Origin of the sequence: Bacillus sp. SIMBA_074, assembly GCF_046534555.1 — a bacterium.
Lineage (GTDB): Bacteria > Bacillota > Bacilli > Bacillales > Bacillaceae_G > Bacillus_A > Bacillus_A mycoides.
In genome coordinates, this window is record NZ_JAWRYM010000006.1 from 159,157 (window position 1) to 172,702 (window position 13,546).

General features: G+C 37.9%; 15 protein-coding genes. All 15 read left to right on the forward strand.

The window, feature by feature from the left end; all coding sequences use genetic code 11:
* Positions 1-76: 76 nt before the first annotated feature.
* Positions 77-670: a transcription factor FapR gene (fapR, locus tag SB773_RS10170; protein WP_000747354.1), complete on the forward strand. Its 594-nt coding sequence runs from the start codon at positions 77-79 to the stop codon at positions 668-670.
* Positions 667-1,659: a phosphate acyltransferase PlsX gene (plsX, locus tag SB773_RS10175; RefSeq protein ID WP_002128828.1), complete on the forward strand. Its 993-nt coding sequence runs from the start codon at positions 667-669 to the stop codon at positions 1,657-1,659. The genes fapR and plsX overlap by 4 nt, the downstream gene beginning before the upstream one ends.
* A 14-nt stretch (positions 1,660-1,673) precedes the next feature.
* Complete coding sequence (gene fabD, locus SB773_RS10180; protein WP_002128825.1) at positions 1,674-2,618, forward strand: ACP S-malonyltransferase; 945 nt, start codon at positions 1,674-1,676, stop codon at positions 2,616-2,618.
* A complete protein-coding gene (fabG, locus tag SB773_RS10185) occupies positions 2,618-3,358 on the forward strand; it encodes a 3-oxoacyl-[acyl-carrier-protein] reductase (protein WP_002014514.1) in 741 nt (246 codons plus the stop codon). The genes fabD and fabG overlap by 1 nt, the downstream gene beginning before the upstream one ends.
* Before the next feature lie 69 nt (positions 3,359-3,427).
* Complete coding sequence (gene acpP, locus SB773_RS10190) at positions 3,428-3,661, forward strand: acyl carrier protein (RefSeq protein ID WP_002014515.1); 234 nt, start codon at positions 3,428-3,430, stop codon at positions 3,659-3,661.
* Positions 3,662-3,719: 58 nt separating this feature from the next.
* Positions 3,720-4,457, forward strand: a complete 738-nt coding sequence (gene rncS / locus SB773_RS10195) for a ribonuclease III (protein ID WP_002033792.1) — start codon at positions 3,720-3,722, stop codon at positions 4,455-4,457.
* 148 nt (positions 4,458-4,605) lie between these two features.
* Positions 4,606-8,175: a chromosome segregation protein SMC gene (gene smc, locus SB773_RS10200; RefSeq protein ID WP_002066789.1), complete on the forward strand. Its 3,570-nt coding sequence runs from the start codon at positions 4,606-4,608 to the stop codon at positions 8,173-8,175.
* Positions 8,176-8,189: 14 nt separating this feature from the next.
* Positions 8,190-9,179 carry a signal recognition particle-docking protein FtsY gene (ftsY, locus tag SB773_RS10205; RefSeq protein ID WP_002088200.1) on the forward strand — a complete coding sequence of 330 codons (990 nt, stop codon included), beginning with the start codon at positions 8,190-8,192 and terminating at the stop codon, positions 9,177-9,179.
* Between the two features lie 132 nt (positions 9,180-9,311).
* A complete protein-coding gene (locus SB773_RS10210) occupies positions 9,312-9,644 on the forward strand; it encodes a putative DNA-binding protein (RefSeq protein ID WP_000891061.1) in 333 nt (110 codons plus the stop codon).
* A 12-nt stretch (positions 9,645-9,656) separates the two neighbouring features.
* Positions 9,657-11,006, forward strand: coding sequence for a signal recognition particle protein (ffh, locus tag SB773_RS10215; RefSeq protein WP_002014519.1), 1,350 nt, complete (start codon positions 9,657-9,659; stop codon positions 11,004-11,006).
* Positions 11,007-11,106: 100 nt separating this feature from the next.
* The gene (rpsP, locus tag SB773_RS10220) at positions 11,107-11,379 is read left to right on the forward strand and encodes a 30S ribosomal protein S16 (protein ID WP_000268750.1); all 273 of its coding nucleotides are present in this window, start codon (positions 11,107-11,109) and stop codon (positions 11,377-11,379) included.
* A 14-nt stretch (positions 11,380-11,393) separates the two neighbouring features.
* Positions 11,394-11,621: a KH domain-containing protein gene (locus tag SB773_RS10225; protein ID WP_002088196.1), complete on the forward strand. Its 228-nt coding sequence runs from the start codon at positions 11,394-11,396 to the stop codon at positions 11,619-11,621.
* A gap of 121 nt (positions 11,622-11,742) precedes the next feature.
* Positions 11,743-12,258, forward strand: a complete 516-nt coding sequence (rimM, locus tag SB773_RS10230; protein WP_002014521.1) for a ribosome maturation factor RimM — start codon at positions 11,743-11,745, stop codon at positions 12,256-12,258.
* The gene (trmD, locus tag SB773_RS10235; protein WP_002014522.1) at positions 12,258-12,992 is read left to right on the forward strand and encodes a tRNA (guanosine(37)-N1)-methyltransferase TrmD; all 735 of its coding nucleotides are present in this window, start codon (positions 12,258-12,260) and stop codon (positions 12,990-12,992) included. The genes rimM and trmD overlap by 1 nt, the downstream gene beginning before the upstream one ends.
* A 146-nt stretch (positions 12,993-13,138) precedes the next feature.
* Entirely contained in the window at positions 13,139-13,483 is a 345-nt protein-coding gene (gene rplS / locus SB773_RS10240) for a 50S ribosomal protein L19 (RefSeq protein WP_002014524.1), read from the forward strand.
* Positions 13,484-13,546 lie beyond the last annotated feature (63 nt).

Below are 13,546 nucleotides of genomic sequence, written 5' to 3' on the forward strand. Positions count from 1 at the left end.
AAAGTTTTTGTTGCATTCTACTTTTAATGATTATATACTACTTTTAGTACCTAGTCATAAAAATGGATGGTGCGGTATGAAAAAAAGAAGAAGTAAAAAAGAAAGACAAGAATTATTACAACAAACAATAGAAACGAATCCTTTTATAACGGATGAAGATTTAGCGGAAAAATTTCAAGTGAGCATACAAACTGTTCGTCTTGATCGTATGGAATTATCTATTCCTGAATTAAGAGAACGAATTAAGCATGTGGCTACAAAACAACATGAAGAAGATGTGAAATCTTTACCGTTAGAAGAGGTTGTCGGAGAAATTATTGATATAGAATTAGATAGACATGCGATTTCTATCTTTGAAGTAAAGGTAGAGCATGTATTTAAAAGAAATCAAATTGCTCGTGGGCATCATTTGTTTGCACAAGCAAACTCACTAGCTGTTGCGGTTATTGATGAAGAATTAGCTTTAACTGCAAAGTCCACCATTCGATATATTCGTCCTGTAAAATTAGGAGAGCGTGTTGTTGCAAAAGTACGTGTTGAAGATGTAGAGAATGATAAAGGACGGACGGTTGTCAAAGTGCGTAGTTTTGTTGGAGAAGAACTTGTCTTTACAGGCACTTTTGAAATGTATCGATCTAGTAATTATAGTGAGGAAGGTAACAACTTATGAAAATCGCAATAGATGCAATGGGCGGCGATCATGCACCAAAGGCTGTAGTATTAGGAGCAATGAAAGCTATTAAGGAATACTCAGATTTACATATTACGTTAGTAGGGAAAGAAGAGGGGATTCGTCAATATTTAACGAGTGAAGAGCGGATTACTATACTTCATACGGACGAAAAAATCGAATCGACAGACGAACCAGTAAGAGCGGTTCGTCGAAAAAAACAAGCTTCAATGGTACTAGCGGCGCAGCAAGTAAAAGACGGCGTAGCGGATGCTTGTATATCAGCAGGTAGTACAGGAGCTTTGATGGCAGCTGGATTGTTTGTTGTTGGTCGTATGGAAGGAATTGAACGACCAGCTTTATCACCTACAATGCCAACTGTTGATGGAGAAGGTTTTGTTATGTTAGATGTTGGAGCCAATGTTGATGCAAAACCAATTCATTTATATCAATATGCAGTAATGGGCTCTGTTTACGCAGAGAAGGTAAGAGGAATTAAAAATCCACGCGTTGGACTTTTAAACGTTGGAACAGAGGATGGTAAAGGAAACGAGCTTTCAAAACAAGTCTTTGCTATGCTCAAGGATGCACCAATTAATTTCGTTGGAAACGTTGAATCAAGAGATTTATTGCAAGGTGTAGCAGACGTTGTTGTATGTGATGGTTTTACGGGTAATGTAGCGCTAAAATCATTAGAAGGAACAGCACTTGCGTTATTCTCTATGTTAAAAGAACAATTAATGAGTTCGTTTACGAGCAAATTAGCAGCAGCGGTATTAAAACCAAAACTTATGGTATTGAAAGATAAAATGGATTATTCGGAGTATGGGGGAGCGGCGTTGTTTGGATTGAAAGCTCCTGTCATTAAGGCTCACGGTTCTTCTAATGACCAATCGATATTTAGTGCGATTCGTCAAACGAGAGAAATGGTAGCGAAAGAAGTAATTCCTACAATTTCAAGTGTAATGGAGAAGGAGCCGCTTCAATAAGAGGAGGATTTGAAATGGGAAAAATAGCATTTCTTTTTCCGGGCCAAGGTTCACAGGCAGTTGGAATGGGTAGACAGTTAGCGGAGAATAATAAAGAGGTTGCGAAAGTGTTTGCAAAAGCGGATGAGGTTTTGCATGATTCTCTTTCAGAAGTGATTTTTGAAGGACCGCAAGAAAAGTTAACATTAACAACAAATGCGCAGCCGGCACTATTAACAACGAGCTTTGCAATTTTAACAGCTTTGAAGGAGTATGATATTACACCTGATTTTGTCGCAGGACATAGTTTAGGTGAATATAGCGCTCTTGTAGCTGCTGGTGCATTAACATTCGAAGACGCTGTATATGCTGTAAGGAAACGCGGGGAATATATGGAAGAAGCTGTTCCAGGCGGGGAAGGTGCAATGGCAGCTATTTTAGGTGCGGATCCGGATATGCTGAAACGAGTTACAGAAGAAGTAACAAGTGAAGGATATGCAGTACAAATTGCTAATATGAATAGTACGAAGCAAATTGTTATTTCTGGAACAAAGCAAGGAGTAGAACTTGCTTCTCAAAGAGCGAAAGAAAATGGTGCTAAAAGAGCAATTCCGCTCAAAGTAAGTGGACCGTTTCATTCCTCGCTTATGAAACCAGCTGCTGAGAAATTCCAAAGTGTTTTAAATGAAATTACAATTCAAGACACGAATATTCCTGTTATTGCAAATGTTACGGCAGATGTTATTACGCGTGGTACAGATATTCAAGCAAAGCTAATTGAACAGCTCTATTCGCCTGTATTATGGTACCCATCTATTGAGTATATGGTGAATCAAGGGGTAGATACATTTATTGAAATCGGACCTGGAAAAGTACTTGCTGGTCTTATGAAGTCGATTGATTCTTCAGTGAAAGCATATGCGGTATATGATGAAGAGACATTAAAAGATACCATTTCAAATTTGAGAGGAGAAAGCTGATGTTAAAAGGGAAAGTAGCATTAGTAACTGGTGCTTCACGTGGGATTGGTCGTGCGATTGCTATTGATTTAGCGAAACAAGGGGCAAATGTTGTAGTAAATTATGCTGGTAATGAGCAAAAGGCGAATGAAGTAGTTGATGAAATAAAGAAATTAGGTTCAGATGCCATTGCAGTAAGAGCAGATGTTGCAAATGCTGATGATGTTACTGCAATGGTGAAACAAACTGTAGATACGTTTGGACAAGTTGATATTCTTGTAAATAACGCTGGTGTAACAAAAGATAATTTATTAATGCGTATGAAAGAAGAAGAATGGGATACAGTTATTAATACAAACTTAAAAGGTGTTTTCTTATGTACGAAAGCAGTATCGCGCTATATGATGCGTCAACGTCATGGACGTATTATTAATATCGCTTCTGTTGTTGGTGTAACAGGAAACCCAGGACAAGCAAATTATGTTGCTGCTAAAGCTGGTGTAATTGGATTAACAAAAACATCAGCAAAAGAATTAGCGAGCCGAAATATTACTGTAAATGCAATTGCTCCAGGGTTTATTGCGACTGATATGACGGATGTATTAGATGAAAATATAAAAGCCGAAATGTTAAAATTAATTCCTGCAGCTCAGTTTGGAGAAGCACAAGATATCGCAAATACTGTAACGTTTTTTGCTTCTGATCAAAGTAAATATGTTACAGGTCAAACGTTAAATGTTGATGGCGGTATGGTAATGTAATAAAAGAATCGATTTCACCTAGTTTTTTTGGACAATATTTTATATAATATTTGAGGGGAGGTGAATAGAATGGCAGATGTTTTAGAGCGTGTAACCAAAATTGTCGTTGATCGTTTAGGAGTAGAAGAAACTGAAGTAGTACCAGCTGCAAGCTTCAAAGAAGATTTAGGCGCAGACTCCCTAGATGTAGTAGAACTTGTAATGCAATTAGAAGATGAATTCGAAATGGAAATTTCTGATGAAGATGCTGAAAAGATTGCTACTGTTGGCGATGCTGTGACTTACATAGAGAGTCATCTATAATGCTTAAGTGAAGTCCCGTTTTTTAACGGGGCTTCTCGGCTTATATCTGGAGGGACCTATGCCGTACCGAAAACATAGAGAAAAAAAATACGAAGCAAAATATCGTGAAGCTTTTAAAGTATTTCAAGAAGAGATAGGTATTACGTTTACAGATGAAAAATTATTGATTCAAGCGTTTACGCATTCATCGTATGTGAATGAGCATCGAAAAAAACCGCATGAGGACAATGAGCGTCTTGAGTTTCTTGGCGATGCTGTATTGGAACTCACTGTATCACAGTATCTGTTTCAAAAATATCCGACAATGAGCGAAGGAGAGTTAACAAAACTACGTGCAGCTATTGTATGTGAGCCATCTCTTGTTCGTTTTGCAAACGAAATGTCATTTGGTAGCCTTGTTTTATTAGGGAAAGGTGAGGAAATGACGGGTGGACGTGAACGACCAGCTTTATTAGCGGATGTCTTTGAAGCGTTTATTGGTGCCCTTTATCTTGATCAAGGGCTAGAAACAGTTTGGGGATACTTAAAAGAAGTTGTATATCCAAAAATTAATGAAGGTGCTTTTTCTCATGTGATGGATTATAAGAGTCAATTGCAAGAATTGATTCAGCGTGATGGTAGTGGCAATGTTGAGTATCAAATTTTGCAAGAAAAAGGACCGGCCCACAACCGAGAATTTGTGTCCCGTGTAACTTTAAATAATGAGGCATTAGGTCTTGGAAGTGGTAAGTCAAAAAAAGAGGCAGAGCAACAAGCTGCTGCAGAAGCATTGAAAAAATTAAAAGAACAATCATGAGGAATCCCCCTTTGAATGAGGGGGATTCCTTATGCATAGAATGAAACTTTCCTTTTATTTATAAATAAAAGGAGTGGGAAATCCGTATAGTAGTTTGTTTTCGTATAGACAACGTTTACAACAACGGAGAATAGGAGGAAGGCCTTTCGTGTTTTTAAAAAGATTAGAAATAGCAGGATTTAAGTCTTTTGCTGAGCGTGTATCTGTCGATTTTGTTCCAGGTGTAACTTCTGTAGTAGGACCTAACGGGAGCGGGAAAAGTAATATTACTGATGCAATTCGCTGGGTACTTGGTGAACAATCTGCAAAGTCATTACGCGGTGCAAAGATGGAGGATATTATTTTTGCCGGCAGTGATACGAGAAGAGCGGTTAATGTTGCTGAAGTTACATTAACTTTAAATAATGAAGACCAACGCTTACCGATTGAGTATAACGAGGTGTGTGTAACGCGTCGTGTATCTCGTTCGGGTGATAGTGATTTTTATATTAATAAACAATCTTGTAGATTAAAAGATATTATTGATTTATTTATGGACTCTGGTATGGGAAGGGAAGCTTTTTCGATTATTAGCCAGGGGAAAGTCGAAGAGATTTTGAGTAGTAAATCAGAAGAACGTCGTGGTGTATTTGAAGAAGCTGCGGGTGTGCTGAAATATAAACTTCGTAAAAAGAAAGCTGAAGGGAAATTGGCGGAAACACAAGAAAACTTAAATCGTGTACAAGATATTATTCACGAATTAAGTAGTCAAGTAGAACCACTAGAAAGACAAGCTTCTATTGCGAAAGATTATCTTGAGAAAAAAGAAGAATTAGAGAAAGTAGAAGCTGCGCTTATTGTACATGAAATTGAAGAATTACATGAAAAGTGGGAAGCGCTTCGAAATCAATTTGGGCATAATAAAGATGAAGAAGCTAAAATGTCGGCGAACTTACAAAAAAGTGAAGAAGAGCTTGAGGAATTACGCGGGCAATTACAAGCCGTTGATGAATCTGTAAATTCCTTACAAGAAGTTCTACTTCTGTCTAGTAAAGAACTAGAAAAACTAGAAGGGCAACGCGAGCTGTTAAAGGAAAGAAAGCAAAATGCAACGACACATTGTGCGCAGCTTGAAAAGCTAATTGTTGAGTTAACAGAGAAAACTACAAGTTATGATGGCGAAATTGAAACAAGTACAGAAGCTTTAATGCAATTTGTGAATCAAGTAAAAGAATTGGAGAAGAAATTGCATGATAACGAGCAATTACTTGCGACTTTTGCTGAGAATTTAGAGGAACAAATTGAGAATTTAAAAGGTGACTATATTGAACTTTTAAATCAACAAGCAAGTCTTCGTAATGAATTATCTATGATTGAAGAACAATCAAAACAGCAAAACTCTAAAAACGAACGACTTGATGAAGAAAATGAAAAGTATGTACAGATGCGTGTGGAAATTACAGCGAAAAAGGCGAAACTTGTAGACAGTTATGAGCAAGCGAGAGAGAAAATAGCTGGCATTATTTCTAACATACAGAAGACAGAAACGGCACTTGGGAAATGTAAGTCACAGTATAGTGAAAATGAAACGAAACTGTATCAAGCGTATCAATTTGTGCAACAGGCGCGCTCTCGGAAAGAAATGTTAGAAGAGATGCAAGAGGACTACTCTGGCTTCTATCAAGGGGTACGTGAAGTATTAAAGGCTAGAGAAAATAGACTACAAGGTATTGAGGGAGCTGTTGCAGAACTTCTGACTGTGCCGAAAGAATATGAAATCGCAATGGAAATCGCCCTTGGGGCAGCGATGCAACATATCGTAGTACAAACAGAAGAGCATGCTCGTAATGCAATTGCATTTTTAAAGCAAAATAAACATGGCCGTGCAACGTTTTTACCTCAAGCTGTTATTAAAAGCCGATCGCTATCATTTGATCAATTACGCATTGTGAATCAGCATCCATCGTTTGTCGGTGTAGCGGCAGAACTTGTGCAGTACAATAATAAATATGAGAATGTAGTTTCAAGTTTATTAGGTACAGTTGTTGTTGCGAAAGATTTACGCGGAGCAAATGAGTTAGCGAAACAACTGCAATACCGCTATCGTATTGTAACACTCGAAGGTGACGTAGTGAACCCGGGTGGTTCTATGACGGGTGGAGCTGTAAAACAGGCGAAATCCTCTTTATTGGGACGTCAACGTGAACTTGAAGAGTGGACTAAAAAACTAACTGACATGGAAGAAAAAACAACAAAGCTAGAAAACTTTGTTAAAGCAGTAAAGCAAGAGATTCAAGAAAAAGAAGTACAAATACGAGAGCTACGCCAAGGTGTAGAGACCGAACGTGTAGATGAACAGAAGCTAAGAGAAGAAATTAATCGTTTAGAATTAGATGAACATCGTATTAATGATCGTTTATCGATTTACGATTTAGAGATTGAAGGATTTTTACAAGATCAAGTAAAAATGCAAGGGCGCAAAGAAGAGTTAGAAAAGATTTTAGCGACTCTTCAAGCTGAGATTGGGGAATTAGATAGTAAAATCGTCATTTTAACGAAACAAAAAAGTGAACAATATTCTTCAAAAGAAAAAGTTCAGAAGGAAATGACGGAGCTAAAAGTACAAGCTGCTGAACAACAACAACGATTGTCTAATCAAAAAGAAAAAGTCGAACGATTGACGAAGGAAAAAGAAGAGACTGATGCGACGCTTGTAAAAACGAAAGAAGATTTAGCGTTCTTAAAGCAAGAGATGACATCTAATTCAAGTGGCGAAGAACAAATTACGAATATGATTGAGAAGAAAGCGTATGATCGTAATCAAACTTCGGAGTTAATTCGTTCTCGTCGTGAACAACGCGTATCATTGCAAGAAAGAGTCGAGCATTTAGAGCGCGGTGTGAAAGAAACAATAGGTAAACATAAATATATTCTTGAGATGCTGAAAGATCAAGAAGTGAAAATTAACCGACTTGATGTAGAGCTGGAAAATAGATTGCAACATTTACGTGAAACATATACTATTTCATTTGAAGCAGCAAAACTTAAGTATACAATGATGATGCCTGCAGAAGATGCACGTAAAAAGGTGAAACTAATTAAACTATCCATTGAAGAGTTAGGCGCAGTAAATTTAGGGGCAATTGATGAGTATGAACGTGTAGCAGAGCGCCATACATTCTTATTAGAGCAAAGAGATGACCTAGAAGAAGCGAAATCGACATTGCATCAACTTATTACGGAAATGGATGAAGAGATGAAAAAACGCTTTTCTACTACGTTCGAAGGGATTCGAACAGAGTTTCAATCTGTATTCTCTGAATTATTCGGAGGTGGAAGAGCGGATTTAGTAATGACAAACCCAGAAGATTTACTAAATACGGGTATTGATATTGTAGCGCAACCACCAGGGAAGAAACTACAAAATTTAGGTTTACTTTCAGGGGGAGAGCGTGCTTTAACGGCAATTGCGCTCTTATTTGGTATTTTAAAAGTACGCCCAGTTCCATTCTGTGTTCTAGATGAAGTGGAAGCAGCTCTTGATGAGGCAAACGTTGCTCGTTTTGCGCAGTATTTAAAGAAATTTAGTGATGAAACGCAGTTTATTGTAATTACACACCGAAAAGGTACAATGGAAGAGTCTGATGTATTGTACGGTGTAACAATGCAAGAATCAGGGGTGTCGAAGCTTGTTTCTGTTCGTTTAGATGATGGCGAAGAACTTGTTGCAAGTAGATAGGAAGGATGGGAAGTATGAGCTTTTTAAAAAAATTAAAAGAAAAAATTTCAAAACAAACGGATACGGTAACAGAGAAGTTTAAACAAGGATTAGAAAAAACGAGAAATTCATTTGCTGATAAAGTAAATGACTTAGTGTACCGTTACCGCAAAATAGACGAAGATTTCTTTGAAGAATTAGAAGAAATTTTAATTAGTGCGGATGTCGGAGTTTCGACAGTGATGGAATTAATTGATCAGTTGAAAGAAGAAGTGCAACGTCGTAACATTCAAGATCCGAAAGAAGTACAGGCTGTTATTTCTGAAAAGCTAGTGGGCATTTACAAAGGTGACAGCGATTTTAGTAATGAAGTTAATATACAAGAGGATCAATTAACAGTAGTTTTATTTGTTGGTGTGAATGGTGTGGGGAAAACGACGACGATTGGTAAGCTTGCACATAAATTTAAATCAGAAGGTAAGTCTGTCCTATTGGCGGCAGGAGATACATTCCGTGCTGGGGCGATTGAGCAATTAGAAGTATGGGGCGATCGTGTTGGTGTAGAAGTAATTAAACAAGGGTCAGGATCTGATCCAGCGGCTGTTATGTATGATGCTGTACAAGCGGCAAAGGCCCGTAAAGTGGATGTATTGCTATGTGATACAGCGGGACGCTTACAAAATAAAGTAAACTTAATGAATGAGTTAGAGAAAGTGAAGCGCGTAATTGAGCGTGAAGTACCAGGGGCTCCTCATGAAGTATTACTTGTTATTGATGCAACAACAGGGCAAAATGGTTTAAGTCAAGCGAAAACATTCCGTGAAGCCACGAATGTTACTGGTATTGTTTTAACGAAGTTAGATGGAACTGCTAAAGGTGGTATCGTCTTAGCGATTCGTAACGAAATGGATGTTCCGGTGAAATTTGTTGGGCTAGGAGAGCAAATGGATGATCTGCAACAGTTTGATCCAGAACAATATGTTTATGGTTTGTTTGCGAACGTAGTAGAAACAGAAGAAGTGTAAGTGAAAGAAGTGGTATTTCCGCTTCTTTTTTTATAAAAATATGTGATGTTAAGAAAAAAACTTGACACTCTTTTATACTCCATGTAAACTAAGTCATGTAAAGGGAAATCACTTAACAAAGGATGATCCAACATGCTCGAGAAAACAACGAGAATGAACTATTTATTTGATTTTTATCAATCGTTGTTAACGCAAAAACAAAGAAGTTATATGTCGCTTTATTATCTAGATGATTTATCTCTTGGTGAAATTGCGGAAGAATTTGATGTAAGTCGCCAAGCCGTGTATGATAACATTAAACGGACTGAAGCGATGCTTGAAGAATATGAAGATAAATTAGTATTACTTCAAAAGTTTCAAGAGCGACAGCGACTTGTTGCAAAGCTAAAACAGCTAATCAGCGAAGAAGAGCATGTAAATGAAGAAATGAAACAAGTTGTTGAAGCTATCGAAAAATTAGATTAGGAGGGCGGCAATATGGCATTTGAAGGATTAGCCGACCGACTTCAACAGACAATGCAAAAAATCCGCGGCAAAGGAAAAGTTTCTGAAGCCGATGTAAAAGAAATGATGAGAGAAGTTCGTCTAGCTCTTTTAGAAGCGGATGTTAACTTTAAAGTAGTAAAAGATTTTATAAAGCGTGTGTCTGAGCGTGCTGTCGGACAAGATGTAATGAAAAGTTTGACACCTGGACAACAAGTAATTAAAATCGTACAGGAAGAACTTACAGAACTTATGGGCGGAGAGCAAAGCAAAATTGCTGTTGCTAATAAGCCACCTACTGTTATAATGATGGTTGGTCTGCAAGGTGCGGGTAAAACAACGACGACAGGTAAGCTTGCAAATTTGCTTCGTAAAAAGCATAATCGTAAACCGATGCTTGTTGCAGCGGATATTTACCGTCCAGCAGCGATTAAACAGCTTGAAACATTAGGGAAGCAATTGGACATGCCTGTTTTCTCCTTAGGAGATCAAGTAAGTCCGGTTGAAATTGCGAAACAAGCGATTGCGAAAGCAAAAGAAGATCATCACGATTACGTTTTAATCGATACAGCGGGTCGCCTGCATATTGATGAAGAACTAATGGGTGAATTAGCGAAAGTCAAAGAAGTTGCGAAACCGGATGAAATTTTCCTTGTTGTCGATGCGATGACAGGACAAGACGCGGTAAATGTAGCACAAAGTTTCCATGAACAGTTAGGATTAACAGGTGTTGTATTAACGAAATTAGATGGTGATACGCGCGGTGGTGCGGCATTATCTATTAAGGCTGTAACAAATACACCAATTAAATTTGCTGGTATGGGTGAAAAACTAGATGCAATTGAAGCGTTCCATCCAGAACGTATGGCATCCCGTATTTTAGGGATGGGCGACGTCTTAACATTAATTGAAAAAGCGCAAGCTACAGTTGATGAAGAGAAAGCAAAAGAACTTGAGCAAAAAATGCGTACGCTTTCGTTTACGCTTGACGATTTCCTAGAACAACTTGGACAAGTGCGTCAACTTGGACCGCTTGACGAATTGTTAGGAATGCTTCCTGGTGCAAATAAAATTAAAGGGCTGAAAAATGCACAAGTTGATGAAAAACAAATTGGGCATATTGAGGCAATTATTCGTTCTATGACTAAAGTAGAACGAGAACAACCGGAAATAATCAATGCTAGTCGTAAAAAGCGCATTGCCAAAGGTAGCGGTACAACGGTACAAGAAATCAATCGTCTAATCAAGCAATTTGATGATATGAAAAAAATGATGAAGACGATGACGGGAATGCAAAAAGGTAAGAAAAAAGGACTAGGTGGATTGAAGTTTCCATTCATGTAAGGAAAAAAGATGGCTCTGTTAAGAAAAAATACTTTACAAAGCAATAGTCTTTTTGCTAATATAATTATCTGTGTGAAATAAATTCGGAGGTGCTTTATAAATGGCAGTTAAAATTCGTTTAAAACGTATGGGAGCTAAAAAAACTCCTTTCTATCGTGTAGTTGTTGCAGATTCTCGTTCTCCTCGTGACGGACGTTTCATTGAGGAAATCGGTACTTACAATCCGGTTGCTCAACCAGCGGAAGTTAAGATCAACGAAGAAGCAGCATTAAAATGGTTAGGAAATGGTGCTAAACCATCTGATACAGTTCGTAACCTTTTCTCTAACCAAGGTATCATGGAGAAATTTCACTTATCTAAACAAGGTAAGTAATTGAGGCAATGACAATGAAAATGTTAGTCGAGACAATTGTTAAACCTCTTGTGGATCATCCTGGAGATGTAAAAGTTACACAGGAACTTTGCAACGGAGAAATAAAGTATCGATTAACTGTACATCCTGAGGATGTTGGAAAAGTCATTGGAAAGCAAGGGAAAGTTGCGAAAGCGATTAGAATGCTCTTGTATTCAGTGGGACATCATAATGATGAGAACGTCACACTGGAAATTCAATAAACGTAAAAAGGGCGAGGAGTTATTTCCTCTCCCTTTTTTAACATTTAAAGAGAAATTGCATGTTCCATATATAAAATGGAAATGCTTAATTTATATAGAAACCAGGGGTGACATACTATTTATGACAAAATGGTTTAATGTAGGGAAAATTGTAAATACTCATGGCGTAAAAGGAGAAATTCGTGTTATTTCTCGTACTGATTTTCCAGAAGAGCGATATAAAGTAGGGAACACGTTATACATATGGGATGAGAAAGGTACAGACTATCTTACAGTGAAGGTAACTTCTCATCGTCAACATAAGACATTTGATTTATTAACACTTGAAGGATACAACAATGTAGATGAAGTAGAGAAGTTAAAAGGTTCTTTAATAAAAGTACCAGAAGAGCAGTTAGGCGAACTAGCTGAAGGTGAATACTACTACCATGAAATTATTGGTTGCAACGTTGTAACGGAAGAAGGAGAAGCGTTAGGGACAATCAAAGAGATTCTATCTCCTGGTGCGAATGACGTTTGGGTGATTAAACGTCCAAAGGGTCAAGATTTGTTAATTCCTTATATTGATGACGTTGTACTTCAAGTTAACATTGAAAATAAATTAGTAACCATTCATGTAATGGAAGGGCTACTATAATGAAAATTGACATTTTAACATTGTTTCCAGATATGTTTACGGGTGTATTTGGTTCTTCAATTTTAAAGAAAGCACAAGAAAAAGAAGCGGTAGAGCTTCGTGTTGTCAATTTTCGTGAGTATACAACTAGTAAGCATAATAGTGTAGATGATTATCCGTATGGTGGGGGCGCTGGTATGGTATTAACCCCACAGCCTATCTTTGACGCAGTAGAAGAGTTAACGAAGGAAACAGACCGTAAGCCGAGAATCGTCTTAATGTGTCCACAAGGAGAGCGTTTCACGCAGAAGAAGGCAGAAGAGCTTGCTGGAGAAGAGCATGTTATTTTTGTATGTGGCCATTATGAAGGATATGATGAACGAATTCGTGAGCATCTTGTAACAGATGAGATTTCTATTGGGGATTACGTATTAACGGGTGGAGAATTGGCTTCTATGGTAGTCACTGACAGTGTTGTACGTCTTTTGCCAGGAGTGCTTGGGAATCAAACGTCACAAGTGGAAGACTCTTTTAGCACAGGTTTGTTAGAACACCCACATTATACACGTCCTGCTGATTTTCGTGGTATGAAGGTACCGGATGTACTAATGTCAGGAAATCATAAAAACATTGATGAATGGCGCCATAAAGAGTCACTACGTCGTACGTACACACGTAGACCGGATTTACTGGAAGAACGAGAATTATCTAAGCAAGAAGAGAAATGGCTGGAACAGATTAAAGAAGACCGATAAGGGCTTGATATATTTTCTATTGCAACAGTCCTAGCAATATGCTATTATAACATTTGTGCTACTGAAATCAGTAGCCGTATTAACGATGTTCCGCTGTAATTTAATAAGACTTTATAAGAGCATCTGTTTAAAGGAGAGAATTTAATATGCAACAATTAATCACAGAAATCACAAAAGGCCAATTGAAAACTGACCTTCCTTCATTCCGTCCTGGAGACACTTTACGTGTACACGTAAAAGTAGTTGAGGGAACTCGTGAAAGAATTCAGCTTTTCGAAGGTGTTGTAATTAAACGTCGTGGTGGCGGAATCAGTGAAACATTCACAGTTCGTAAGATTTCTTACGGTGTAGGTGTTGAGCGTACATTCCCAGTTCACACGCCAAGAATCGCGAACATCGAAGTACTTCGCCGTGGTAAAGTACGTCGTGCTAAGTTATACTACTTACGTAACCTTCGCGGTAAAAAAGCACGTATTAAAGAAATTCGATAAGACATGTATGGGAGCTTGTAAATACACAAGCTCCCTTTTTCCAATCTATATGAAATTTTGGTA

Excerpts from the sequence above, each read along its gene's own strand:
- fapR (WP_000747354.1), top strand. The coding sequence starts at position 77 with ATGAAAAAAAGAAGAAGTAAAAAAGAAAGACAAGAATTATTACAACAA.
- plsX (WP_002128828.1), top strand. The coding sequence starts at position 667 with ATGAAAATCGCAATAGATGCAATGGGCGGCGATCATGCACCAAAGGCT.
- fabD (WP_002128825.1), top strand. The coding sequence starts at position 1,674 with ATGGGAAAAATAGCATTTCTTTTTCCGGGCCAAGGTTCACAGGCAGTT.
- fabG (WP_002014514.1), top strand. The coding sequence starts at position 2,618 with ATGTTAAAAGGGAAAGTAGCATTAGTAACTGGTGCTTCACGTGGGATT.
- acpP (WP_002014515.1), top strand. The coding sequence starts at position 3,428 with ATGGCAGATGTTTTAGAGCGTGTAACCAAAATTGTCGTTGATCGTTTA.
- rncS (WP_002033792.1), top strand. The coding sequence starts at position 3,720 with ATGCCGTACCGAAAACATAGAGAAAAAAAATACGAAGCAAAATATCGT.
- ftsY (WP_002088200.1), top strand. The coding sequence starts at position 8,190 with ATGAGCTTTTTAAAAAAATTAAAAGAAAAAATTTCAAAACAAACGGAT.
- SB773_RS10210 (WP_000891061.1), top strand. The coding sequence starts at position 9,312 with ATGCTCGAGAAAACAACGAGAATGAACTATTTATTTGATTTTTATCAA.
- ffh (WP_002014519.1), top strand. The coding sequence starts at position 9,657 with ATGGCATTTGAAGGATTAGCCGACCGACTTCAACAGACAATGCAAAAA.
- rpsP (WP_000268750.1), top strand. The coding sequence starts at position 11,107 with ATGGCAGTTAAAATTCGTTTAAAACGTATGGGAGCTAAAAAAACTCCT.
- SB773_RS10225 (WP_002088196.1), top strand. The coding sequence starts at position 11,394 with ATGAAAATGTTAGTCGAGACAATTGTTAAACCTCTTGTGGATCATCCT.
- rimM (WP_002014521.1), top strand. The coding sequence starts at position 11,743 with ATGACAAAATGGTTTAATGTAGGGAAAATTGTAAATACTCATGGCGTA.
- trmD (WP_002014522.1), top strand. The coding sequence starts at position 12,258 with ATGAAAATTGACATTTTAACATTGTTTCCAGATATGTTTACGGGTGTA.
- rplS (WP_002014524.1), top strand. The coding sequence starts at position 13,139 with ATGCAACAATTAATCACAGAAATCACAAAAGGCCAATTGAAAACTGAC.